The sequence below is a fragment of the Mucilaginibacter sp. genome, from assembly GCF_025359345.1.
Classification (GTDB): Bacteria; Bacteroidota; Bacteroidia; order Sphingobacteriales; family Sphingobacteriaceae; genus Mucilaginibacter.
Map to the genome: position 1 here is coordinate 239,856 of NZ_JANYGQ010000005.1, position 23,960 is coordinate 263,815.

At 43.3% G+C, this 23,960-nt stretch carries 22 protein-coding genes; 12 read left to right on the forward strand and 10 right to left on the reverse strand.

Annotated elements, in window-relative coordinates:
- Positions 1-116 precede the first annotated feature (116 nt).
- Together fmt and Q0R52_RS02880 are read left to right on the forward strand one after the other, a co-directional pair.
- Positions 117-1,040 (forward strand): methionyl-tRNA formyltransferase, encoded by a 924-nt coding sequence (gene fmt, locus Q0R52_RS02875; RefSeq protein WP_295791931.1) that lies wholly within the window; start codon positions 117-119, stop codon positions 1,038-1,040.
- 94 nt (positions 1,041-1,134) lie between these two features.
- The gene (locus Q0R52_RS02880) at positions 1,135-2,451 is read left to right on the forward strand and encodes a BNR repeat-containing protein (protein ID WP_295791934.1); all 1,317 of its coding nucleotides are present in this window, start codon (positions 1,135-1,137) and stop codon (positions 2,449-2,451) included.
- Positions 2,452-2,502: 51 nt separating this feature from the next.
- On the opposite strand, the gene Q0R52_RS02885 is transcribed toward Q0R52_RS02880, so the two are convergent.
- The gene (locus Q0R52_RS02885) at positions 2,503-2,796 is read right to left on the reverse strand and encodes a hypothetical protein (protein WP_295791936.1); all 294 of its coding nucleotides are present in this window, start codon (positions 2,794-2,796) and stop codon (positions 2,503-2,505) included.
- A gap of 73 nt (positions 2,797-2,869) precedes the next feature.
- Here Q0R52_RS02885 and Q0R52_RS02890 point away from each other — a divergent pair, with 73 nt between their 5' ends.
- The 4 genes from Q0R52_RS02890 to Q0R52_RS02905 all read left to right on the forward strand — a co-directional run bounded on the left by Q0R52_RS02890 (position 2,870) and on the right by Q0R52_RS02905 (position 5,478).
- Complete coding sequence (locus Q0R52_RS02890) at positions 2,870-3,457, forward strand: hypothetical protein (protein WP_295791938.1); 588 nt, start codon at positions 2,870-2,872, stop codon at positions 3,455-3,457.
- 140 nt (positions 3,458-3,597) lie between these two features.
- Entirely contained in the window at positions 3,598-3,879 is a 282-nt protein-coding gene (locus tag Q0R52_RS02895; protein ID WP_295791940.1) for a DUF4342 domain-containing protein, read from the forward strand.
- Between the two features lie 33 nt (positions 3,880-3,912).
- Complete coding sequence (locus Q0R52_RS02900; protein WP_295791942.1) at positions 3,913-4,686, forward strand: ABC transporter ATP-binding protein; 774 nt, start codon at positions 3,913-3,915, stop codon at positions 4,684-4,686.
- 45 nt (positions 4,687-4,731) lie between these two features.
- The gene (locus Q0R52_RS02905; RefSeq protein WP_295791944.1) at positions 4,732-5,478 is read left to right on the forward strand and encodes an ABC transporter permease; all 747 of its coding nucleotides are present in this window, start codon (positions 4,732-4,734) and stop codon (positions 5,476-5,478) included.
- A gap of 7 nt (positions 5,479-5,485) precedes the next feature.
- Here the strand turns inward: Q0R52_RS02905 and Q0R52_RS02910 are convergent, their stop codons facing one another.
- The 3 genes from Q0R52_RS02910 to Q0R52_RS02920 all read right to left on the reverse strand — a co-directional run bounded on the left by Q0R52_RS02910 (position 5,486) and on the right by Q0R52_RS02920 (position 8,462).
- A complete protein-coding gene (locus Q0R52_RS02910) occupies positions 5,486-5,971 on the reverse strand; it encodes a hypothetical protein (protein ID WP_295791946.1) in 486 nt (161 codons plus the stop codon).
- Positions 5,972-5,985: 14 nt separating this feature from the next.
- Entirely contained in the window at positions 5,986-7,995 is a 2,010-nt protein-coding gene (locus Q0R52_RS02915) for a hypothetical protein (RefSeq protein WP_295791948.1), read from the reverse strand.
- A gap of 134 nt (positions 7,996-8,129) precedes the next feature.
- Positions 8,130-8,462, reverse strand: coding sequence for a hypothetical protein (locus Q0R52_RS02920; RefSeq protein ID WP_295791950.1), 333 nt, complete (start codon positions 8,460-8,462; stop codon positions 8,130-8,132).
- 242 nt (positions 8,463-8,704) lie between these two features.
- On the opposite strand from Q0R52_RS02920, the gene Q0R52_RS02925 reads away from it, so the two are divergent.
- Positions 8,705-8,923 (forward strand): hypothetical protein, encoded by a 219-nt coding sequence (locus Q0R52_RS02925; protein ID WP_252793061.1) that lies wholly within the window; start codon positions 8,705-8,707, stop codon positions 8,921-8,923.
- A gap of 139 nt (positions 8,924-9,062) precedes the next feature.
- Here the strand turns inward: Q0R52_RS02925 and Q0R52_RS02930 are convergent, their stop codons facing one another.
- A complete protein-coding gene (locus tag Q0R52_RS02930) occupies positions 9,063-9,854 on the reverse strand; it encodes a hypothetical protein (protein ID WP_295791953.1) in 792 nt (263 codons plus the stop codon).
- Between the two features lie 211 nt (positions 9,855-10,065).
- On the opposite strand from Q0R52_RS02930, the gene Q0R52_RS02935 reads away from it, so the two are divergent.
- Positions 10,066-10,299, forward strand: coding sequence for a hypothetical protein (locus Q0R52_RS02935; RefSeq protein ID WP_252793059.1), 234 nt, complete (start codon positions 10,066-10,068; stop codon positions 10,297-10,299).
- An 83-nt stretch (positions 10,300-10,382) separates the two neighbouring features.
- Here the strand turns inward: Q0R52_RS02935 and Q0R52_RS02940 are convergent, their stop codons facing one another.
- The gene (locus tag Q0R52_RS02940) at positions 10,383-11,423 is read right to left on the reverse strand and encodes an AI-2E family transporter (RefSeq protein ID WP_252793058.1); all 1,041 of its coding nucleotides are present in this window, start codon (positions 11,421-11,423) and stop codon (positions 10,383-10,385) included.
- A gap of 75 nt (positions 11,424-11,498) precedes the next feature.
- Positions 11,499-11,807, reverse strand: a complete 309-nt coding sequence (locus Q0R52_RS02945) for a hypothetical protein (protein WP_295791956.1) — start codon at positions 11,805-11,807, stop codon at positions 11,499-11,501.
- A gap of 557 nt (positions 11,808-12,364) precedes the next feature.
- Between Q0R52_RS02945 and Q0R52_RS02950 the strand changes: the two genes are divergently transcribed.
- The 4 genes from Q0R52_RS02950 (at position 12,365) to Q0R52_RS02965 (ending at position 21,430) form a co-directional block, all read left to right on the forward strand.
- Positions 12,365-16,585, forward strand: coding sequence for a hybrid sensor histidine kinase/response regulator (locus Q0R52_RS02950; protein WP_295791958.1), 4,221 nt, complete (start codon positions 12,365-12,367; stop codon positions 16,583-16,585).
- 276 nt (positions 16,586-16,861) lie between these two features.
- Entirely contained in the window at positions 16,862-19,363 is a 2,502-nt protein-coding gene (locus tag Q0R52_RS02955; protein ID WP_295791960.1) for a glycoside hydrolase family 9 protein, read from the forward strand.
- A 3-nt stretch (positions 19,364-19,366) separates the two neighbouring features.
- Positions 19,367-21,010, forward strand: a complete 1,644-nt coding sequence (locus Q0R52_RS02960) for an AGE family epimerase/isomerase (protein WP_295791962.1) — start codon at positions 19,367-19,369, stop codon at positions 21,008-21,010.
- A gap of 39 nt (positions 21,011-21,049) precedes the next feature.
- Positions 21,050-21,430, forward strand: a complete 381-nt coding sequence (locus tag Q0R52_RS02965) for a hypothetical protein (RefSeq protein ID WP_295791966.1) — start codon at positions 21,050-21,052, stop codon at positions 21,428-21,430.
- Between the two features lie 251 nt (positions 21,431-21,681).
- Here the strand turns inward: Q0R52_RS02965 and Q0R52_RS02970 are convergent, their stop codons facing one another.
- From Q0R52_RS02970 to Q0R52_RS02980, 3 genes are read right to left on the reverse strand one after another with little or no spacing between them, the layout of a single operon-like run.
- Positions 21,682-23,043 carry a serine hydrolase gene (locus Q0R52_RS02970; RefSeq protein WP_295791968.1) on the reverse strand — a complete coding sequence of 454 codons (1,362 nt, stop codon included), beginning with the start codon at positions 23,041-23,043 and terminating at the stop codon, positions 21,682-21,684.
- Positions 23,043-23,285, reverse strand: a complete 243-nt coding sequence (locus Q0R52_RS02975) for a helix-turn-helix transcriptional regulator (RefSeq protein WP_295791970.1) — start codon at positions 23,283-23,285, stop codon at positions 23,043-23,045. The genes Q0R52_RS02970 and Q0R52_RS02975 overlap by 1 nt, the downstream gene beginning before the upstream one ends.
- A gap of 1 nt (position 23,286) precedes the next feature.
- Positions 23,287-23,904 (reverse strand): DUF2975 domain-containing protein, encoded by a 618-nt coding sequence (locus Q0R52_RS02980; RefSeq protein WP_295791972.1) that lies wholly within the window; start codon positions 23,902-23,904, stop codon positions 23,287-23,289.
- Positions 23,905-23,960: the final 56 nt, after the last annotated feature.

Here is a 23,960-nt window from a genome sequence, read left to right on the forward strand (position 1 = left end):
CAACCTTCCAATATTACATAGTGTAAAATTGCTAACAATTGTATTTAATTTTTGCGGGATTATTAGCAGGGGTGCATTTTTATTGCTAACTTTAGAGGTCAGCGTTTTAATTGCTTATGAGAATAATTTTTATGGGTACGCCCGAGTTTGCGGTAGCATCGTTAGATGCCCTGATAAAGGCAGGGTGTGATATTGTTGCGGTGGTTACCGCACCGGACAAACCTGCCGGCCGGGGTAAAAAGCTGAGTGAGTCGGCGGTGAAGCAATATGCGGTTGAAAACGGAATAAAAGTATTGCAGCCTGAAAAGCTGAGAGACCCTGAATTTTTAGAGAAATTAAGATCGCTTAAGGCAGAATTGCAGGTTGTAGTGGCCTTCCGGATGCTGCCCGAGGTGGTTTGGAACATGCCGTACCGCGGAACCATTAACCTGCATGCATCATTATTACCACAATACCGCGGCGCCGCGCCTATTAACTGGGTGCTGATTAATGGCGAAAAAGAAAGTGGGGTTACCACGTTTTTCTTGTCGCACGAAATTGATACCGGGAATGTATTGTTTACCGAAAAGGTAACACTAACAGGCCATGAAACAGCAGGTGAATTGCACGACCGCCTGATGAATAAAGGGGCAGGCCTGCTGGTAAAAACTGTAAAAGGTATTGAAAGCGGCAGGTACAATGTGCACCTTCAGTCGGCGTTGCTTGACGGTGACGGTGTTGAGTTAAAACATGCACCTAAAATATTTAAAGAAGATTGCCTGATAGACTGGATGCAACCCGCTGAAAGCATCTACAACAAAATACGCGGACTTAGCCCCTATCCCGCTGCATACACCTTGCTGAACGACAAGATATTAAAAATATACCGGTCTGAATTTGAAATTGTCGAACCCGGCATACAGCCCGGTGGCTTTTTAACCGACAACAAGACCTACCTTAAATTTGCCGCACAGGATGGTTATGTGTACTTAACCGAAGTGCAGTTGGAAGGTAAAAAGCAAATGGATATTGGTGCATTTTTACGGGGAGTGAAATTGTAACACCTCATAACTTACGAAGTTTCTAAACGGCAAAGCCCTCAACAAGGCCTATTGAAAACAAATAACACGAGTTAAACTTCGTAAGTTTGACATTATGCCAAAATGCCTCCGCTACTTTTATCTACTCCTCCTGTTAGCATCGGCGTTTTATGCCCACGCCCAACACATCAAAATTACCCCTATAGGCAAAGGCTGGGCAAACAATTCTGTAAATGCTGTAATCTTTCGTAAAAATTCGCTGGTAACTTTTAAAGGGATACAGTACGCCGCCTATTATGATAGCGGCCAATTTGTTATACTGGCTAAGAGGCAAAGCGGTGCGACCAGCTGGCAAACCACCCGTACCCAATACAAAGGCGATGCCGCCGATGCCCATAAAGATATTTGCATTATGGTTGATGACGCTGGTTATTTGCACGTGGTTTGGGGACACCATAACCAGCCACTAAACTATGCTATGGGTATTGCGCCGGGTAGTTTAACATTGTCAGCCAAAATGCCAATGACTGGCGCCAATGAAAGCCATATTACTTACCCCGAGTTTTATAAGCTAACAAAAGGTGGTTTATTATTCCTTTACCGCGATGGCGCGTCGGGTAATGGCAACCTTGTAATTAACAAGTATAACACCGCTACCAAAAAATGGACGCAAATTCAAAGTAACCTTATTGATGGTGAAGGGAAACGCAATGCCTACTGGCAAATGGCAGTTGACAAACAGGGCATCATCCACCTCTCGTGGGTGTGGCGCGAAAGCCCTGATGTGGCCAGCAACCATGATATGTGTTACGCCCGCTCAAAAGATGGCGGCATTACCTGGGGAAAATCAACCGGTGAAAAGTACACGCTGCCGATTACTGCTGCCAATGCAGAATATGCAGCTATCATCCCGCAAAAAAGCGAGCTGATTAACCAAACATCTATGTGTACTGATGATGCGGGCCATCCATTTATTGCGACTTACTGGCGCGATTCGGGACGGGCTGTGCCGCAGTATCATATAGTTTATAACGCCAACGGTAAGTGGCGAAGCAAAAGCCTTGGTTTTCGTAAAACGGCATTTAGCCTGAGCGGCGGCGGCACTAAAAGTATCCCCATATCGCGCCCGCAAATTGTGGCCTGGCAACATGGCAAGGCTACCGCTGCTGCTTTAATTTTTCGCGATGCTGAACGTGGCAATAGAGTTTCGGTGGCTGCTAATTATAATCTTACAACTGACAATTGGCGAACAGTGGACTTGAACCCGGCACCGGTTGGCGAATGGGAACCGACTTATGATACCGAACTTTGGAAGGACAAAAAGGTGTTGGACTTATTTGTGCAGAAGGTAACACAGGTGGACGGAGAGGGCAAAGCAAATACCGCACCGCAAGCAGTGCAGGTTTGGGAATGGAAACCAGAGAAGCAATAAAAAATATCTGCTAATGCGCCGCACCATGCTGTTCCAGGTATGCAGGTTTCTCTAAAACATCAAAATGCGAAACCATAGGTTCAAACTCGAGCAAGTAATCCTTGTCCTCGGGGTAATACGGGCCTTTTCATAATCGTCCCCGGCAAACAGCTTTATCGACTCATAGTCGTCCCAAAAGGTTAGCGTGTAAATGTGGGTTACTTCGTTCTCATCGCGTTTTAGCAAAAATACACCGCGGTTGCCTTTCGTTTGGCCATAATCGTGCAGGCCTGTTTGTAATAAAAACTGGTGGTAGGCTTTGGCCCTAGTTCTGGGCACCATGCCGTGCCACATTCTTGCTATCATAAAAATGGTTTTAACATAAATTAATGCCGGCAAGCCGGCTGCTATTACAATTATATTGTAATTTCATACCATTATGAAACAAGCGCTGTTGCTATTCTGTTTTTTACTTTTTACCGGCAAAATATATTGCCAGCCACCGGGATACACCCTGCCACAGCCCGAAAAATGGGGCAAGGAAAAAATACCGTTCCCTATTGAATTTGCACCCTCGATTCCTTTTAAGGGTATGGAAGAAATCCGCTTTACACCCGGCTGGGGCGACAATAAAAGCGAGGACTATTGGTCGTACAGCTTTGTTTGGTTTGTTGAAGGGGCGCCTGTTATTAACCAGGATTCCTTGAAGAAATATCTTACCCAATATTATACCGGGTTATACTTCACCAATCAAAAGGAAAGCCCTACCGGCAACCGCGACTTTACGCAAATACAGGTAACAAAGACAGAGGCGTCGAACGCAGATATTGATACCTATGAAGTTAAAATAAGCACCATTAACTTTTTAAATAAGCAAACTTTGGTTTTAAACGGACGGATACATGTGCGCAGGTATGCGGCTATTAACCGCACTGCTTTATTAATCGAGATTTCGCCGCAGGATTATAAACATCCGGTTTGGGTGGGAATGGATGGTATTGTGGGCGGGTTTAAGGTTGGAGACTAACGCCTTGTTCTGACACGTAAAGTATTGCGTCTCTACAAAAGTTTGCTACAATTATTTTAACTTTCCATGTAACATTCTGATAGCTAACTGTCTCCAAAGTATATAAAATTTAAAACCTCACCTTTAAATTATAAATTAAGATGACCACAAAAGAAACATTCTCCATCAACAGCGAATCGCTGATGGCGAAAATAAAGGAACTGATAAAAGAAGGTAACGTAACAAGGATTATCATCAGCGATAAAATGGGGAAAGACCTGCTGAACTTCCCCTTAACTGTAGGCGTTTTTGGTGTACTAATTGCGCCCATGTTTGCCGCCGTTGGCGCTTTGGCCGCCATAGTTACCGAATGCACCATTACCGTTGAGCGCGAAGTGGAGGCCGAGCCGGAGGAAATTAAAGCAGATGCCAAACCGCTGTAATTTTATTAGCTTGCATGCCTGAATTTATTTTAAATGAGAGAGGACAACATATTAACGGTTGACGACCTTAGCGTTAGCTATGGTAAATTTAATGCAGTACAAAACGTATCATTCAGCGTGCGCAGGGGCGAAATATTTGGTTTACTAGGGCCAAACGGCGCCGGGAAAACCAGCACCTTAAGCGCGGTTGAAGGATTGCTAAAACCACAAGGCGGCACTATTTTAGTCGACGGGAACGATGCGGTAGCCAAACCATTACATGCTCGTGCATCGTTAGGTGTGCAATTGCAATCCACCAGCTTTCAAACCGAATTGTACGTGATAGAGGTTTTGCGGCTTTATGCCGGTATTTACGGTGTGCCTATGAGGAAAGCCGACTTGCTGGGTATCCTTCGCGAGATTAACCTGGAAGACCAGGCGATGAAGAAATTCGGGGAGCTTTCTGGCGGGCAGCAGCAAAGAGTATCGTTGGTGATCGCCACCATTCATAATCCAAAACTGGTATTGCTCGACGAGCCAACTACAGGGTTAGATCCGCAATCGCGCCGGCAACTGTGGGAGCGCATAGAAGCCATCCGCGATAAAGGCCATGCCGTATTGATCACCACGCACTCGATGGAAGAAGCCGAATCGGTTTGCGACCGTATAGCCATCATTGACCACGGGCGTGTTATAGCAATTGACACTCCGCAAGCCATGGTCGACAAGCATTGCAACGACCCGGAAGTTATTGCTGTATCGCGCCGGGGCCGTGTAACCCTGGAAGATGTTTTTATCGCATTGACCGGTAAAGCCGTACGCGGGTAATTCAATCAATAAACAAAAAATCTTTGATTCACCAATTAATTCCTCATGGAAACTTCGATACCCAAAACCTCAACCGTATTAAAAACCTTGTTACGGGCAGATTTTACCACGCAATGGCGAAATAGGCGGGCAACAATATTAACCCTTGTTGTGCCGGTGATAATACTGGCAACCTGGAAGGTTATGATACCGCACACTGGCGGACCGTTTGTACTTTCAAACAGCATTGTCATAGGGTTGATAGCAATCGGGTTAATGGGTTATTCAAATTCAATAGCCCGCGACCGCGATAAAGGCATCTTCCAGCGATTACGGGTTGCGCCTATTTCGGCATGGTCAATTATGGCGAGCCGACTGACAGTACAAATTGCTATGATACTTGCAGTTACCACAGCCGTTTTTATAGTAGGTAACTCGTATGACAAGGTTTCCCTTAGCCCTGCTGGCTACTTGGTTACCTATTTTACAGCTGTTGTTGGAGGTGTTTTGTACCTTAGTCTTGGCCAGATGATAGTGGGCCGCATAAAAAACCCGGAAACTGTAAATGCCACAGTGAGGCTGGTTTATTTTTTATTTATTATGGGCGGTATGATGGGACAGTTTGTTGACAGCCCGGAGGTAAAACAAATTGTTCAATGGTCGCCATATGGAACTGTAAGGACTATACTCGCGTTTGGAATGGAGCCATCCAAATGGAACAATAACGCGTCAATTGCATTATTGGTGACGTTAGGTTATGCCGTGGTTTGTGCTGTATTGGGAATAAAATGGTTTAAATGGAATACGAAATAAGCAACCTTCATAACACTTGCTCCACATAAATCAACCGGCCTTCCGCGTCCATTCCCTGCAGAATAATCCGAAACTTTTTAGCCCGGCCTGAATTGTAAAAACGGAATTTTAAAACGCCACTGCTATTGGTTCCGATGTCGTGGTTCCAATATAATGCGGCGCGGCTATCTGTGGTTTTACCGAAACCTGACTTGCTATAATCCGGGGCGCTAAATTCACGGGAAATGCTGTACCCGTTAAAAATAAAATGGTCGTAACCAGCCATTCCCTTCATCGCTTTTATTTCGTCCGCTTGTTTTTTTGTATAAATCATCATTGCACCCGCATTGCCGCCATTAAAAGGTGCAAAACTTACCGGCGGGGGTAAAAACCTGATCATGGCCACTTCCTCCAGGTTTATATCTTTAACATCTGTAAAATCTACCGGCACCTCGTTAAGATAAAAATAAGGCAGCAGGCTTTTATCAGCGCCAATACCCATTTCGGCCTGCATGCCGGTGCTTTCGGTTACATCGGCAGGCTTTTTGGCATCGGCAGGCTGTTGCCTCCCCGGTATAAAAAAACTGTTTGGGTGTTATCCCCAATGATTTGTAACCCCGGAAATCGTCCCCGTATATAATTAACCAGGCCGATATTAAGCGTTGGATTGTTTACCAGATCCAAAGTAAACTCCCGGTTTGAATGAAAGAGCGGAGATACATGATCGTCAACGAGTTTCTCCGTGGGTGTGGTTTTAGTAGATTTTATCTTTACCGTTCTTAGTATAATAACGTTGTTTTTAAAACGTGTATTTTCTTCGGCTTTTGAACCTGCAATGTAATAGATGCTTATTCCAGGCGGTGCTTCCGGCGCAAATCTATCGGTCTTTGCCCGTTTCAAACTATCGCCAATGTTTCCAAATAACTTACCTGTTAACTTTTCAGGTTGATTTTTTTTATCCGTCGACTGGATATAAACATCCGATAAACCCGCATGATTAAAATCTTTCATTATAAAGCTGCCGCTGCTATCAGGGGTTACATAACCAATAAATTTGGACGAATCCTGGTTCATCACCAGTATTTTTACCTGGCTTTTATCTTTTAAGGCCCCCGGCGATTTGTAACCCGTTATCTTACCGGCGACGTACTGCGAATTTTCTACAGGATATTTTATAGCCTCGCTGGAGCCACTTAATATTTTCTGCCAAACAAAATGCCGCCAGCCGCGGGTAAGCATTACTAAATCAAGCTGCCGGGCCAAAGAGTCGCTTGAGTTCTTAAAATAATAACCGGGGGTATTCACCTCGCCGTTAAGTTCGGGGCTAAGCAGCAAAGCCGAAAATATATTTTGCCCTGCGGCAGTTTTATCAAAAGCTCCTGCATCAGTAACCGATACCGAAAAGCTGCCGTTTACAGGTTGGCCCTTTTCGTCTTTCAGTGCCGTCGAGAATGAATTATAAGCTCCCGGAGCAAATGAAAGTGTATCCGGCTTTATCGCCGTGGGCTGTATATCGTGCTTATTTATAAAAACTATACGCTCGGCGCAGGGAATTTTGTCACCATCAAAAATAGTTAACCTTAATATCCCTGTTACAAACCCGGCTTTAGGTAAATTAAACAGGTTGGCGCCCCTCTTTAACTTTAAAGGATACGAACTTACAGCTCCGTTGTTTTGAAAGGCGACAAGCACACAATTTGCAAACTTTAAAGGCGGTCCCACATAGGCAATTTTAAGCGCTACAGTATTTTGGTTTTGGCTCGCACGAAGACAAATACCATTTTCTTTTACGGGCGGCAATTCAAACTGTTGGGTGCTACCATCGGCAAACTGAACCGATGCCGTGTAGGTACTGTTGGCAAACGCATTGATAGTAAACTGCCCCATACCGTCGTGAACCGTATTAAACTGCGCTACAGTTGTACCTGTATTATCGGTAACAACCCCGGCGGCGTTCACAGCCGCGCCATCGCTGTCATAGGCTCGAAACGCTATATTCGACATGTTATCGTTTATTATTTCCCCGCCTTCCGGGTAAAAATCAACGTGCAATTTTTTTTTGACAACAGTTTGTTTTAGCTGGATACTGGTTGAATCGGTAAGATTTTTTATGAATATTTTTTGCTGATAATACCCGTCCCTGTCAAAATTCATCATCCATGCTGTAAATGCGCTTAGCCGGTACCAGCCAGACTTTAGTTGCTGATTGATATCGAGATTACCATGTGTAATACCATTAGTTAGATGCAGCTTATTTTGCATAATAACATTGCCGGCAGTATCAGTAAGCTGCAGGTAAACAATATGGCTAAGGGCCGTTGGCTTACCATAAGCCATAGCATAAACTTTATACCAAATAGTTTCACCGCTGGCGTACACATCCTGGTTAGTGTGCACAAATACTTTTTCGGAAGGGTACTTTTTGAAATATGCTGTTAAACAATTTTTGAGGCGGGCGGCAGATGTATCAGCTAGTGTGTGCCCGTTTACAGGCTCTGTTCCCTGCTGTGCAAAACAGCAAAATACAGGCAGTAGCAAAATAAAAAAGAGTGTAAAACGCCGTAACAGCAAGGCTAATATGGTTAAGTAACAAGTGCGACTTTCAGTTACCTAATTTAGGCCGATTGTGTAAACAATGGAAATATAAAATTGCCGCGGGTGTAAAATATTAGTTACCAAATGCTCATTAGCAGGTAATCCTGTAGTATAGGGATAAACTTATCGATGCTGACACAGCCGTTACCCCTGCCGTAACCGCCTTTGCGAAAGGTATACAGTATACGGCCATCATACAGGCACTCCAGGTGAAATTCCAAGTCTTCGGCTGCCCATAAAAGGTACAGGCTTTCGGCGGGGGTTTGTTCAAATTTGCCGGTGCGCTCCAGGTTAATATCGTCGATATAATTTAAAATGGTTGCCGCATTCTGCAACATTACGGCATTCGGGGTAAAAAACTCCGGGCCGCTGCCATTTAAGATCTCTACAATTTCGGGGTGCGTATACATAGCCATCTAAATTAATTGGCTATGTATACGTATCCTGGCTTTATTAGTTTCGTGGAATGATTTGAAAATTCGATGATGTGGTGATTTTAAGGTGGGCTTAATTTAACGATTTGAAAAATGAAGATTTAAAAAAACGCAGTCCGCATCTTCAAATTTTCAAATTAACAAATCGACGTAAAATTTATTCAAAATAATCCTAACTTTACCGCCGCTGCCGGGCAGCCTTGTTAGCAAAAAGTATTATGAAAATAGTTAGCGTATTTCTTATTGTAATTGGCATTATTATCACTATCGGTTTAATAGTTTACTACAAAGATGTAGTTAACCCGGTTGATTCTGACTCTATGACCATAGGCGGCAGCGGCATGACAGCTAAGTGGCCATTATTTGTTGGCATCATCTTCACATTCGTTGGCATCGTATTTTACTACGTTAGCCACACTGAAAAAAAGGCAGAATAAATTAAACTTATTTTATCGTTAGGTAACAGCTCTTTGCCTGGATCGTACTTTTCCTTGTTATAGGATTGTCTTTTTATATTTTATTTTTTACGCGGGGTATTCTCGTAATCTGATAAATAGTAATTCAACAGGCATCACGCTACTTTGTGACTTTCCAGCTATCGTATCCACCTGCAACCATAAAAGCAATCCCGCTAAAGCCAAGGGCCTCAAATACGCTTGTCAGTTCGTTCCCCTGCATGCCATAAGGGTCGGCAATTGCGCGTGGGATGTGCAACAAAATAAACCACAGGAATATCATTACGCCCAGCAGGATGGCAGATAATTTCAATTTAATTTTCAATATAATGGTAATGCCCGACCCGATAAGCGCTACACCGGCGAAATAAGTCCAGAACACCGGGCCGGGTATCCATGCCGGCATCAATTTCACCACAAAATCTACATAAAGAAAGTGATCGACACCAAATAATATCATGGTTATCGACATAAAAGTTCCGGCCAATGGAATAAACTTGTCCAAAACCTGCAGCAACTTCCCCTCCTTATTGCCTGGCGGGTAGATACCAGCAACTGCAAACGCCCCACCTGCAAACACCAGCTCTTTTAACGGATTGCTCCATACACCCAAATGTTTGTAATATGGGTCTTTTATCAACTCGAACGGCACCTGGGCAAATAATATTAATAATAAAAATACTCCGCCTAAAACCAGCGACACCTCACGCACCTTTTTTTGAAAGATAATGGCAAGTCCGCAAAGTATTAGTAAAGCGCTTGAAAGATAAGCCAGAGCTGCCAGGTCGGGCATCGTTGCCAGCCACGGAGGGAATATTACCGGTCTGAAGTCGGCATAAGGGATTTGTTGCGCGCCCAGGCAGGCTATCATTATGCCATAAAAAATGCGACCGGTTTTGATAAGTGTTTCCATTAATCAGGTTAGTTTTATTTATCAAATTAAGGCGATTGTATGGCGGAAAGCAATTCAGGGCTTGTACATGTTTGAACAAGTTGGAACAAGCCGCCCGGGCACCGGAAATTAACCCTGTTTTCTCATTCTTCCCCCTGCAACCCAAATATTCATTGTGATAATTTCAAGATAATAGCAATTAAAATTTATCTTTACTGCCGAGGATTAGAATATGGGATTGCCACTGCGAATAACTTATAACGACCAGGACTACGTTTATCAAATAATAGACAGCAAGATAATTAACCAGTATACCACTGAATTGCAATTGATTGTAAATGGAGAAAAGATTGCTTTGATAAAAAATGACCAACGCGTTTGGGTTCAAAAAGACGAGCAAAAATCGTTGGATCCTGACCTTGTACAGGCCCTTGGCAGGTCAGTTTCACTACGGTTAAGGATGTAATTGGTGTGGAAGGCTTGAGTCGAAAGTCGTTAGTCTCAAGTCAAAAGCAATTTGAAGACTTTCGACTCCGGACTTACGACTCCTCACTCCGGGTTAATTCGCTTCACGTAAATCTCATCAACAAAAATCATCATTACAGCAAGGGCCGGCATTGCCATAATTATCCCCATTGCTCCACCCAGCACCCCCATAACCAGCTGCCCGATAATTGTTAATGCCGGCGGCATATTTATCATCTTTTTCTGGATAATAGGCGCGATAATATTTTGCACAAGCGTTTGCACGCCGATGTAAATTAGCGCTACAATAATGGCAGTATCAGTACCTATGGTAAGGGCCAGCAGCACGCCGGGTATCATTGCCGCCAGCGAACCGAAGTTTGGTACAATTACCAGTAACCCTGCCAAAAGGCCAAGTACCAGCGCCAGTGGTATATTCATAATGCTTAATCCTATGGGCATCAAAATACTCAATAACACCATTGATATCATAGTACCCTTTAACCATCCTTTAAGCGACAAACTGGTGCGGTTGATGATGTTGCGGGCTAAATCCTTTTGATTGGGCGGGATGAGCAATATTAAACCATCTTTGTAAAGCGATGGGCTTGCGGTAAAAAAAATCCCCAAAAACAAGATGATATACATGTTGCCCAGTATACCAAAACTGGTGCTGAAAAACTGGCTGGCCGTAGCGACTAGCTTATCAGGGTTTCCACCTGATGTGGCTTCTAATACCTTACGGCCCAACGGTGTTTCGGCAAGCTTTAGTTTGGCATTACTGATGGTATGCGGTAAGGTATCACTCAGTTCAGACACCTGGGCCTGGATTTTGCTGCCCATAAACCACAACAAAAAACCTAAAATTATAAATGACCCGGCTATGGAAATAAGCATACAAATGCCGCGGCGCCACTTTGTTTTCCGCTGAATAACATCGCCGAGGCCATGAAAGTAAACTGAGATAAGACAACCGGCCAGCGCCAACAGTAACACCCCGAAAGCCACCCTTGCTATCAGTATCACTATAGCTACCACCGCAACGATGCCAACCGTATACCAAACTTTTTCGGTGTAGCTTAGCTCTTTTTTTTCTTTAGGGGATAGTTGTTTTTCGTTAGGCATGATAAGCGGGGCCTGTATTTTTATTTAAAAATACGGCTTTTGCCGAACACTTAATGCCAAATGTTAACAAAATGTTTATTCGCCGGCTAGCAGACCGCCCAGCAGGTACAAATCAATCACGTAAACCGAACTTGCAGCTAAAGCTAAATTAATGTACCAATATTTTTTGAACCAAGCCCAGTAAACTATAGTAGTAAGTATGCTGAGTGCAAATAATACAACCATATAAACAGCAAACACAATAAAAAAATGGGTAAATGGCACCTGCCCTTTATTATCGAAATTTAAAATGGGGATACCTGCACATAGTATCACCAGGAAACCAATAATACTCCAACCGTATACGCGCGAAGGGCTCACCAGCAATTTTTGAAGTTTATGCATAGCGTTCAATTTCAATCTATAAAATATTAAAAATAGTCATTTTGCTTTTTTTCTGCAATTAAATATGCGCAATAATAAAGACCACTGTAAGATATAAAATAAAACAGAAACATAAAGTCGGTACGCGTTGAAAGATGTGCGGTCACCTGCTCAAAATCTGCAAACTGCAATTTATTATTTGAGAAAATAATAAGCAAGTATGCGCCTGGATAATAATAAAATAAAAACCCCCTTACACTCGCTGCTCGGGGGTTTTAACCTAAACCTTATCACAATGCACACGGACGTGTGCTATGAAGCTGCGAAATTAGCAAATTAAAATCACCATTCAAATGGTGGATTTAGGCTGAAAGTTGGGGAATATTGGACGAAGTGATTAACATTAGCAACGCCGCCATTCAAATTGCGTAATTACTTCAGTGTCTCTTATTTATACTTTCATCTGATGTAACAAAAACATAACCTTTCCGTTCCCGTTACGTAAAAGGCATTAATCAATATTATACCAATAAATGCTTATTCCCCGGTAAGCATTAACCTTCTTTTAATTCAGTTAAATGGTGAAAGGCTTCGGCATAGTGAAAACGTTTGTGTGTGTGTTGTTTTTGCTGTTTTTATTTTTCCCTCAGACAGGTTTTACGCAAAAATCGAGTCTTAAATTCGAACATTTCAGTACCCGGGATGGCTTGTCGCAAGCCAATATCAACTGTATTATACAGGATAGCCGTGGTTTTATGTGGATTGGCAGCCGCAATGGGTTAAACAAATACGATGGTTATAAATTCACCCGGTTTCGTTACGACGCCAAAAACGAGCAGACCCTAAGCAATAACATGATTACTGACGTTGCGGAAGACAGCGACGGCAACATATGGGTAGCTACCCAAAGCGGCCTGAATATGTACAACCGTAACATGGGCACCTTTGTGCGTTACATGCATAGTGCACATAACCTCAATAGCCTGACAAATAATATACTCAACCGGCTGGCGTTCGACCATAACGGCAAACTTTGGATAGCAACGCAAAACGGGGGCCTGGATTGCTTTGATATCCATACAAAGACTTTTCAGCATCATATACACAATAAGGCAGATGCCGGCAGCCTGGCGGATGATAATGTTCGTACAGTGTTTGAAGATTCGGGCCACCGGATTTGGGTTGGTACGCTGTCGGGGGGCCTGAGTCTATACAACCGATCCGACAATTCATTTGCCAATTTTCCATTTAGGGAGCCATCAGGCAAAACTACTCTGGCGGCCAACGTTATCTCCATCATCGAAAATAATAATAATGAACTTTGGGTAGGTACGCAAGACGACGGCCTTTTTTTGTTTAATAAAACCACTAAAGCTTTTAAACAATACAAGCACGATGACAAGGACGCAAATTCCATATCAAGCAACACCATTTACTGTTTAAATAAAGACGCTGATGGCAAATTGTGGATAGGCACTGAAAATGGCGGACTTTGCATCCTCGATACAAAAACAGGCCGCTTTGCCACTTATACGCACGACGAGGTTGACAACAACAGCATTAATGGCAATTCAATTTACGGTATTTGCAGCGACAGACAGGGCAACATGTGGCTGGGGGCGTTTAGCGGAGGCGTAAATTTGTACAAAAAAACCACAGCCAGCTTTACACTTTATCGACATAACTCCTCCCCTGCAAGTTTGTCGAACGATTATGTGCTGGCAATTTTCCAGGACACGGAAAAACAGATCTGGGTAGGTACCGATGGTGGCGGCTTAAATAAATTCGACCCCAACAATGGCACATTCAGCCACTATAAGCAAGTACCAGGTGTTTCAGGTGGCATAGCAGGTAATTATGTGCTGGTTATTAACCAGGACCGTGACGGCGATATTTGGGTAGGCACCTGGGGCAATGGAATCAGCATTTTAAATAAAAAAACGCAAAAGTTTACTTACCTAACCAAAAATCCGGCTAATCCTAATAGCTTGCTCGGAAATAACGTGTACAACATGATACACACCCGCGATAATAAAACGTGGATAAGCGTTTTTGGTGGTGGGCTGGATTGTTATGATAAGCAAACAAAAAGTTTCACTCATTATAAACTTGATATCAACAACCCCAAAGGGATAAGCAGCAATTATATCTACAGTTTGCATGAGGATAGGCAGGGCAATTTATGGATAGGCACATCAGATGCCGGCCTTGACTTACTCGACCGTAAAACAGGCACATTTACCCATTTTCAGCATGATGAGACGAAAAACAGCCTCAGCAATAATGGCGTAACTGATATTTTTGAGGATAGAGATGGTAACTTATGGTTGTCTACACTATCGGGGTTAGATGTCTTTAACCCCAGAACACGACATTTTACCGTTTTTACAAAAAAAGAAGGTCTGCCGAGCGATATTACCTATGCTATACAACTGGATGATTATGGCAAATTTTGGATAAGCACCAACGGCGGTTTATCGGCTTACGATCCTAAAACAAATTCATTCAGAAATTACACCACTGAAGATGGTATACAGAGCGATGAATTTAAGCCACACTCGGCGTTAAAAGCGCAGGATGGCAGGTTGTATTTTGGCGGCATTAACGGCTTTAACGCGTTTTATCCACAGCAAATATTAAAACCGATTGCATTTTCACCGGTAGTAATAACCTCGTTCCAATTATTTAACAAGCCGCTAACCATTGCAAAAAACGGCAGCGACCCATCACCTTTAAAACGTGATATTGCTGATACAAAATCTATAATTTTATCCTACAAACAGTCAGTTTTCTCGCTGGAGTACGCCGCACTTGATTATGGGGCGACAGACAAAAAGCAATACGCCTATAAACTGGAGAATTTTGACGCCGACTGGAATTTTGTTGGCACCAAAACAACCGCATCATACACCAACCTCCCCCCAGGCGACTATGTGTTTAAATTAAGATATCAAAACAGCGCGGGCCTGTGGTCGCCGGTAAAAGATACGCTGCGGATAACTATCATTCCTCCGTTTTGGTACACATGGTGGTTTATTTCATTGGTTTGCGTGGCGGTGGTTGCCATTATATACGGGATATTTAAACTGAGAGTAAAAGCTATTCAGCAACGCCAGCTGGAGCTGGAAAAGCAGGTTGAAGAGCGTACTGTATTACTGGCCCGGATGACAGAGGATGAACGTAAATCGCGCGAAGAAGCCGAAAAAGCCAGGGAAGCAGCAGAAAAGGCAAGCATTGAAGCGACACAAGCCAACCAGGCCAAAAGCGTGTTTTTGGCAACCATGAGCCACGAGATACGCACCCCCATGAACGGCGTATTGGGTATGGCGGCACTTTTAAATGAAACCAACCTTGATGCTGAACAACGTGAATTTTCACAGACCATATTACACAGCGGTGAAGCCTTGCTGAACGTTATTAATGACATACTCGATTTTTCTAAAATTGAATCGGGCAAGATGGAGCTTGACCTCCATAATTTCGATTTACGGAATTGCATGGAAGAGGTGCTCGACTTGTTTTCTGGAAAAGCCGCCGAACTTGGGCTCGATTTAATTTATTATGTCGAACCGGGTTTACCGCTTGATCTAATCGGCGATGGCATGCGGCTGCGCCAGGTGTTGCTAAACCTTTTAGGAAATGCCATGAAGTTTACCCATCATGGCGAGATATACCTTGGTGTAAAACTTGTAAGGCGGCTAAAGGCTGACGAAGTAGAACTTGAATTTGAACTTCGCGATACCGGCATTGGCATACCTGCCGATAAGTTACCAAAGCTTTTTGAAGCATTTTCGCAGGTAGATTCATCAACCACGCGTAAATATGGTGGCTCGGGCCTGGGCCTTGCTATTTGCCAAAGATTGGTAAACCTTATGGGCGGCGATATAATAGTTACGAGCAGCCCTGATGTTGGCACAACGTTTAAATTTACCATAAAGTGTTTGGTAAACCACGATAAAAACACAAGCGTTCAAACAACAAACCGTGAAGCGATAAAAGGTAAAAAAGTGTTAGTTGTGGATGATAATGGCACCAACAGGCGTATTTTACGACTTCAACTGGAACAATGGCAACTGGTGCCAATAATGGCGCCGGATGGCATAGAAGCCATGCGTTTACTGGAAAATGGGCTGAAAGTCGACTTTGTAATAACAGACATGCAAATGCCCGATATGGACGGCATTATGTTAGGCACTGCCATCCGTAGCAATCATAAAGAAATGCCCATTATCTTATTGAGTTCGATGGGCGACGAGGCACAAAAAAATCACCCGGGCTTGTTTACCGCAGTGTTAACCAAACCAGTTAAACCGCTGCACCTCGAGAAAATTATTATTGGGCAATTTCAACCGTCGGCAGCTAGCCACGAACAGATGTTTAGTACACAGCATACATTAAATAAAGAATTTGCGGTATTAAAGCCATTAAACATTTTGGTTGCCGAAGATAATGCGATCAATCAAAAAATGATATTGAAGGTGCTGGAGAAACTGGGCTACCAGGCAGCTTTGGCTGTAAACGGCATTGAGGTTATTAAAATGCTTGACGAGCATGATTACGACCTTATTTTAATGGACGTGCAAATGCCCGAAATGGACGGCCTTGAAGCTACCCGCCAGATAAGAAAGTATCATAAAAAGCAACCGGTAATTATTGCCATGACAGCCAATGCCATGCTGGAAGACCGCGAAATTTGTATAAAAGCAGGAATGAACGATTACATAGCCAAACCGGTAAAAATTGATACACTGATCACCATGCTACGGGAAACGGATTTCAGGGTACCGGTGGTGCATTGACTAAGTCAATAGTCTTGAGTCAGAAGTATTGAGTCTTAACCGGCTCAAGGCAATCTCATTAAATTTAAGAAAAAAATGCAGCTCACCGGCTGCCGCGCTTGCGCAAAGAGGGCGAAAAAAAAGTCAAATTTGACACATCGGCCTAGCTCAGTTTATCTATTTCCCCATGCAAAAATCCATCATACATTGATGAATTGTTATTACTTCACCCTTTATTATATCACTAATTTTATATTGGCTTACTATCCTCATTTCAAACCAATATAAAACTTCGTAATGATATTCAGATCTCCGTTTACCGTCCTTATTATTTGCTGCTTTTTATCAATCAATTCTGCATTCAGCCAGGTAAAGACCGATCAAAAATCCATGACGCTTAATGCGCAGGAATACCTTGAATACAAGGGTATAAACGTAATGCTGGCGCATGATTTTTATCCTGAAGGGCACCAGGGCGGTGTGGGCATTATTCAAAACGGCCAGCGTGTTGCCACCAATGGCGACATCAGGCTGGAGCCCACACCCGGGCAATGGTCGCCCATACCAAAGGTGGGAAAACGGGTGGTTAACCGGGCTACCGGCGAGGTAAGCGTACGGATGGAATTCCCGAACCCTGATATTAACCGCAAGGGCTTTAACCCTATCATTTACCCCGACCTTAACTTCGCCTACAACATCAGGATATTGCCGGTGGGCAAGTCATTCAAAATAATTGTCGATTTGGATAAACCGTTGCCCGATGAATGGATTGGCAAAGTGGGCTTCAATTTCGAGCTTTACCCGGGCGCATTGTTCGGCAAATCGTATTATATGGATAACAGCTTCGGTATTTTTCCGCAGCAGCCAAACGGACAAACTTATAAAGATGCCAATGGCGAAACCCAGGTAGTGCCAATGGCCGAAGGCAAAAGGCTCACTATTGTTCCGGAAGCTGATTTGCAACGCATGACCATTGAAAATCTATCCGGAAGTAGCCTGCAACTGCTTGATGGCCGGGCAAAACATAATAATGGCTGGTTTGTGGTGCGCTCGTTAGTAGCAGAAGGAGCCTCAAAAAATGCTATCGAGTGGTTGGTAACGCCAAACGCTGTTGATGGCTGGCAGTCGGCGCCGGTGGTGCAGGTATCGCAGGTAGGTTACCATCCTGCACAGCAAAAAATTGCAGTTATCGAACTGGATAAAAACGATAAAAAATTACTGCCTGCCTCGCTGATGCGTATTAACGAAAAAGGCGGATTGGTTACGGCTTTGAAAACAATTCCCACCGTTTGGGGCGACTTTTTAAGGTATCATTATTTACAGTTCGATTTTACAAAAATAACCCGGCCGGGTATGTACGTGGTACGTTATGGCACTTACCAAACAGAGCCCTTCCAGGTGAGTGCGGATGTTTTCAAAAACGATGTGTGGCAGCCTACCCTCTCCTACTTTTTGCCGGCGCAGATGTGCCACATGCGTGTGAACGAAAAATACCGGGTATGGCATGGCCTTTGCCACATGGACGATGCCCGCATGGCGCCAATCGACTCAAACCATTTCGACGGTTATATACAAGGTCATAGCACCCTAAATAAATATAAACCAGGCGATAACGTACCGTTTTTAAACCGCGGCGCGTGGCACGATGCCGGTGATTTTGATTTACGTGTAGAATCGCAGGCGGAAACTGTGCATGGGTTAACACTGGCTTACGAGGAATTTGATGTGAAGTATGATAATACTACTATCGATCAAAACACGCATACGGTGGAAATACACCAACCGGACGGCAAACCCGATATTTTACAACAGATTGAGCACGGCCTGCTTTCAATTACAGGCGGCTACCAGGCCATGGGCCGGTTTTACCGGGGAATAATTGAACCTACCATACGTCAATACACCATATTGGGCGACGCAGCAAACATAACCGATAACAAGCCATTTATAACCAATGCTGTTAACACCAACCCTATTTTAAACCAGCCCGCCCCTGCCGACGATCGCTGGGTTTTTACTGAGGATAACCCAAGGCGTTCACTGGAAACAGCCTCGGCGCTGGCTGCAGCCAGCAGGGTAATGAAAGGGTATAACGACACGTTGGCTACGCAATGCCTGCAAATTGCTGAAGAAGTTTGGAAAACATCGGCGGACCAAATCCCGTCGCACCGGATAGTATTGGCAGTTGAATTGCTGATTACCACAAAAGACAAAGCCTACGCCGATTACCTGGTTAAAAATACCGACGCCATAACCCGGAACATTGATAACACAGGCTGGCTGGTTGGCCGCACCGTTAGCCTGGTTAACAATAAAACATATACCGATGCCATTACCGAAGCCGTTAAAAAACTGTACAAACACATACAGGACCAGGGCGCAAAAACACCTTACGGTGTACCCTACGAGCCAAACATTTGGGGTGCCGGTTGGGGTATTCAAAACTTTGGTTACCGCCAGTATTTTTTGTATGCCAGTTTCCCTGCGGTATTTAGTGATACTTATATGCTGCATGCTATCGATTTTATTTTGGGATGTCATCCGGGATCTAATACTGCTTCTTTTGTATCGGGCGTTGGATCCAGGTCGATGACTACGGCTTATGGATTTAACCGGGCCGACCGTTCCTATATTCCCGGTGGTATTACTTCGGGCACCGCACTTATCAGGCCCGACTTTCCGGAACTGCTAAATTGGCCATACCTGTGGCAACAAGGCGAATACGTGCTAGGTGGCGGAACATCCGACTACCTGTTTTTGATTTTGGCCGCCGACCATGTTTTGAATAAAAAGAAGTAAACAATGAAAAACATTGGTATTAGCAAAATTCTCTTCCTGGTATTATTTGCGGGGCTTAACCTTCATTGTCTGGCGCAAAACAAACACGACATCAAACAAAAAATTGCTGCCGAAATGCAGTCTTCCATGGTTGATAGATTGCTTAAACCCTGGTACCCGCGATCTGTGGATACGCTCTATGGCGGCTTCCTAAGTTCGTTCAGCTACGATTTTAAACCCGTTGGCAGCCAGGACAAAATGATTGTTACCCAGGCAAGGCACGTATGGAGCAACAGTAAGGCTGCAGAACTGTTCCCGAAGGTCGGTTATTATTTAGAAAGCGCACATCATGGTTTTGAGTTTTTGCGCGACGTTTTTTGGGATAAGGAATACAGCGGCTTCTACACCTATACCGACAGGCAAGGCAACCTAAAAAAAGGCAGCTTTGCCCCAAAAGAAGCCTATGGAAATTCTTTCGCCATTTATGCACTCGCAGCTTACTATGAATCATCGGGCGATACGAGTGCCCTCAACCTGGCTAAACAAGGTTTTTGGTGGCTCGAAAAACACAGCCACGACCCGGTTTATAAAGGCTATTACCAGCATATGGAACGCGATGGCACGCCCATTATAAGGCCAGCTGATATCAACTCAACATCCGAACTGGGTTATAAAGATCAAAATTCTTCGATCCATTTGCTTGAGGCATTTACCCAGCTTTATGAAGTTTGGCCCGATGTATTGGTTAGAGCCCGGCTAAATGAATTGCTTTTACTGGTACGCGATACTATCACCAATAAAAATGGCAACCTCATCCTGTTTTTTAAACCCGACTGGACACCTGTATCCTTCCGGGACTCGTCCGAAGCTGTCATCAAAAAAAATCATGGGCTCGATCATATTTCTTACGGCCACAATGTAGAAACCGCATATCTTATGCTGGAGGCATCGCACGTTTTGGGTTTAAAAAACGATACCACTACCCTGCGCAGCGGTAAGAAAATGGTCGATGATGCGCTTGACAAAGGTTGGGACAATTCCGTAGGCGGTTTTTATGACGAAGGCTATTATTTTAAAGATAAGCCCGGCGTAACCGTAACCGAAGACACCAAAAACTGGTGGGCACAGGCAGAAGGGTTAAACACGTTGTTGCTAATGGCTGGCAAATTCCCTAGCGACAAACATCAATACTTTGAAAAATTTAAAACCCAATGGCAGTACGTGCAAACCTACCTGATTGACCAGAAACACGGTGATTGGTACCAGGGTGGCATTGATAAACAGCCTCAATATAAAATGGCGCTAAAAGGCCAGATTTGGAAAGGTACTTACCATGTGCTGCGGGCATTCATCAATTGTATTGCGCAGTTGACGCTTGATAAAACACCGCCATCTACACCGCGGCGTGTTAAGCAAACCCTTAAGCGTGGTTTTACAACTTTAAGGTGGGCTGCTTCAAGTGATAATAAAAGGGTGTTGGGGTATGAAATTTATAGCGGTAGTAAAAGGATTGGATTTACGCCGCTGAATTATTTTAACATTGATAAAAGTACTACGATAAAAAGAGGCAAACTAATGGTTAGAGCCGTTGACCTTGCGGGGAATCAGTCCGCTGCGGGTAGAATTATGGAACACAAAACCAAGCGGAATCACGGCGTCATTGAGTGATTAAGTTTGTTTTTTGTACCTTACGTATCAATAGCCATTATGCAACAGCCTACTGCCAAATATTTTATTGCCGATACTTTTAAAATTACCGGCAGGGGCCTGGTCTTTGTTGGGCACCTAACGGAAGGAGTGGTTTCGCCGGGCGATATAATTGAATTTACAGCTTTCGGCATCGCAATTTACAGGAAAATTACCGGAGCCGACCATCACAGGCATCCAGAAGCCGGTAAAGAAAATCTTAGTATATTGATCAGGTGCGAAAGTGAAACTGAAATTGACCAACTAAGAAATACTAAACCAATTAATCAGGTCGCATTGATATTTAAATCGGAAACACCGGATATGAACGTACCTGAAAAAACGGTTAGCACTCCGAAGATGACGCGAACGTGGTGGCAAAAATTATTAAAGTTACCGTAACCTCATCTGGAATAAAAACTTGTAAAAATTGATTATCAATAAGTTATGAAGTAGTGTGTAAAAACATAAAAATCCACATATCTGACTATCATCTACTTACATAAGTAAAGTTATTAATTTCCCTGATAATCAGTGCTTTAGATAATATCCGGGGAGTTCAATGTAAAAAAGGGAACGCTTTGCCGGCGTGTATTCCAAAAACTTGCGCTTCGCCTCAATAAACGGCGAAGCCTTCAAGTAATGGTTTGTTTTCAAATCCTCTTTTTTATTTCAAACCTCGCCCCTTTGCTTATTAACGCGCATTTTAAAATGCCGCCCTTTGCATCTACCACAAATTCGATTTCCTGATCGTGGTCGCGGGCGAAAAAGAACCTGGTTTCCGATTCGGGTTTTAGCTCCATTTTAAAATCACCCGCCCCCTCGGGCTTGAGGTATAGTTTTTCATTCTCATTAATCAGCTCAAAATACATTGTACCAGACGACTGGGATAATTGGTATTTGCCAGGATAACGTTTAAGCACGGCGGTATTTATCGGCCGTTCCACAATCTTATACGGAAGCTGAACCGGACGGTCGAAAAGAATACTTGCAAGAGCATCACCAATAAGGTTTGAATTGCTAAAGTTGTTTGATAATATGACTATCGAGATCTCCTCGGCAGGAAAACTGCATAAATAAGAGGTAAAACCCGGCGCGGCCCCACCATGCCAAATTCGCCTGTGATGTTCCAGCGTGTCAATAGTTAGTCCATAGCCATAATTTTTCAGGTATGGAGTAGTCATTTTTGCCAACATGTCCGGCGAAACTATTTTACCGCCTGCCAGTGCCTTTTGCCAGTTATAAAGATCGGTGATGGTGGAAATTACCGAACCTGCGCTATAAACCAGCCCGGTTGGGAATTGCTCCGCATTTTTCCAGCCGCCGGTTTCAGCTTTAGTGTAGCCCATGGCCCTGTTTGCAAGTACCGAATCGGTTTCGTTCACGGCTGTATTTCTTAAACCTGCCTTTTGTATTACATTTTTATACAGATAAACATCGTAAGGTTGTTTGGTGACCTTCTCGATAATATAGCCCAGTAAAAAATAGTTCGAATTACTGTAATCCCACTTAGTACCGGGGGAAAACCTGTAAGGCTGATTTTTAAACAGCCCAATAACCGAATCTTTGGATAATGACTGGGTGCGAATGGCGTTAAATCCCGGCAGCCCGGTATAATCGGCAATGCCAGACGTATGATTGAGCAACATATGTAGAGTAATACTATCTCCCTTCGGATACCCCGGAAAATAAGCGCTCAGTTTGTCATATAAGTTTAACCGGCGTTGTTCCGCCAATTGCAGGATGGCGGCAGCAGTAAACTGCTTGGTTAGCGAGCAAATTTGAAATTTGGTATCTGTTGTGTTTATCAATTTCCACTCCCGGTCGGCATAACCAAATCCTTTTTTATAAATAATGTTGCCCTTATAAGCAACCAGCACAGCGCCGCTAAAATCGTTTGCGTTTACCTGGGCCTGCATATATTTGTTTAACATTGCAGGATAATTTTTTTGCGCCGAAACCAATTCGATTTGCACAAGGCCAAAAAGGCTCAGTATTAAAAATATCTTTTTCATTATATTTCAGTATAAATTTGTTCGGTTGAATTAGAATTTTCGGGCTGATATTCCAAAATATCGCCTGGCTGACAGTTAAGCACACTGCAAATTATTTCAAGTGTACTAAAGCGTATTGCTTTTGCTTTGCCCTGCTTTAGTATTGATAAATTTGATAGTGTGATGCCTACCTGCTCAGACAGTGTATTTAATGACATTTTTCGTTTTGCCATCATTACGTCCAGGTTTACTATTATAGCCATACTATATTGTCAGTTTTTGTTCGTTATCTAATAATGTCCCTTGTTTAAATATTTCGGCCACAACCAACAGGATAACACCCGTTATAAGCCAGCTGAAGTTAAAACTATAGGTGAGGTGTATATGCTCCCACTTCAAATTCGATGTTAATACCTGGTTCTCCACTACTATGAATAGCCATTGAACACCAGAGTATGCCATTAAAACAAAGGCTATATTTCTGATCCTCGAAATATTTGCTTCGTTGAAGGGAATATCCTGCTTAAAGTTTGAGAAAATAGTTTTTAGCTGGTAGGTAACCATTATAACAACTGCAAAAAGCAGCGCAAAACCCATTAATAACATTGCAACGCTTTGCCAGGAAGCATTTAATTGTAAGTATAAATTTCCGCTGGTAGTATTCAAAATACCTAATGGGAAGTCGTTATTTAAAGGTTGCACCCGCCTTAAAGTAACTTCCGAAAATGTAACCGGGACAGTTACGGCGTATGCTTTTTTAACGATAGCCGCTATAATTACCATAGCAACCACTACTATCAACGCAATCCATTCCAGCCACCAAAAAACATTGATAGCTTTTGCAAAGACTGAGGATAGTGATTTATTTCCAAGTGCTTTCATAACCTTTGTTTAATTTATTCACAAATATAATATATTTATTGATAAACAATAAATAT

Bases quoted from the DNA above. Each gene is read 5' to 3' on its own strand.
- Q0R52_RS02980 (WP_295791972.1), bottom strand. From the start codon at position 23,904: ATGAAAGCACTTGGAAATAAATCACTATCCTCAGTCTTTGCAAAAGCT.
- Q0R52_RS02940 (WP_252793058.1), bottom strand. From the start codon at position 11,423: ATGCCTAACGAAAAACAACTATCCCCTAAAGAAAAAAAAGAGCTAAGC.
- Q0R52_RS02905 (WP_295791944.1), top strand. From the start codon at position 4,732: ATGGAAACTTCGATACCCAAAACCTCAACCGTATTAAAAACCTTGTTA.
- Q0R52_RS02965 (WP_295791966.1), top strand. From the start codon at position 21,050: ATGCAACAGCCTACTGCCAAATATTTTATTGCCGATACTTTTAAAATT.
- fmt (WP_295791931.1), top strand. From the start codon at position 117: ATGAGAATAATTTTTATGGGTACGCCCGAGTTTGCGGTAGCATCGTTA.
- Q0R52_RS02880 (WP_295791934.1), top strand. From the start codon at position 1,135: ATGCCAAAATGCCTCCGCTACTTTTATCTACTCCTCCTGTTAGCATCG.
- Q0R52_RS02925 (WP_252793061.1), top strand. From the start codon at position 8,705: ATGAAAATAGTTAGCGTATTTCTTATTGTAATTGGCATTATTATCACT.
- Q0R52_RS02920 (WP_295791950.1), bottom strand. From the start codon at position 8,462: ATGTATACGCACCCCGAAATTGTAGAGATCTTAAATGGCAGCGGCCCG.
- Q0R52_RS02975 (WP_295791970.1), bottom strand. From the start codon at position 23,285: ATGGCTATAATAGTAAACCTGGACGTAATGATGGCAAAACGAAAAATG.
- Q0R52_RS02950 (WP_295791958.1), top strand. From the start codon at position 12,365: ATGGTGAAAGGCTTCGGCATAGTGAAAACGTTTGTGTGTGTGTTGTTT.
- Q0R52_RS02960 (WP_295791962.1), top strand. From the start codon at position 19,367: ATGAAAAACATTGGTATTAGCAAAATTCTCTTCCTGGTATTATTTGCG.
- Q0R52_RS02935 (WP_252793059.1), top strand. From the start codon at position 10,066: ATGGGATTGCCACTGCGAATAACTTATAACGACCAGGACTACGTTTAT.
- Q0R52_RS02930 (WP_295791953.1), bottom strand. From the start codon at position 9,854: ATGGAAACACTTATCAAAACCGGTCGCATTTTTTATGGCATAATGATA.
- Q0R52_RS02970 (WP_295791968.1), bottom strand. From the start codon at position 23,043: ATGAAAAAGATATTTTTAATACTGAGCCTTTTTGGCCTTGTGCAAATC.
- Q0R52_RS02955 (WP_295791960.1), top strand. From the start codon at position 16,862: ATGATATTCAGATCTCCGTTTACCGTCCTTATTATTTGCTGCTTTTTA.
- Q0R52_RS02895 (WP_295791940.1), top strand. From the start codon at position 3,598: ATGACCACAAAAGAAACATTCTCCATCAACAGCGAATCGCTGATGGCG.
- Q0R52_RS02885 (WP_295791936.1), bottom strand. From the start codon at position 2,796: ATGATAGCAAGAATGTGGCACGGCATGGTGCCCAGAACTAGGGCCAAA.
- Q0R52_RS02900 (WP_295791942.1), top strand. From the start codon at position 3,913: ATGAGAGAGGACAACATATTAACGGTTGACGACCTTAGCGTTAGCTAT.
- Q0R52_RS02945 (WP_295791956.1), bottom strand. From the start codon at position 11,807: ATGCATAAACTTCAAAAATTGCTGGTGAGCCCTTCGCGCGTATACGGT.
- Q0R52_RS02910 (WP_295791946.1), bottom strand. From the start codon at position 5,971: ATGCAGGCCGAAATGGGTATTGGCGCTGATAAAAGCCTGCTGCCTTAT.
- Q0R52_RS02890 (WP_295791938.1), top strand. From the start codon at position 2,870: ATGAAACAAGCGCTGTTGCTATTCTGTTTTTTACTTTTTACCGGCAAA.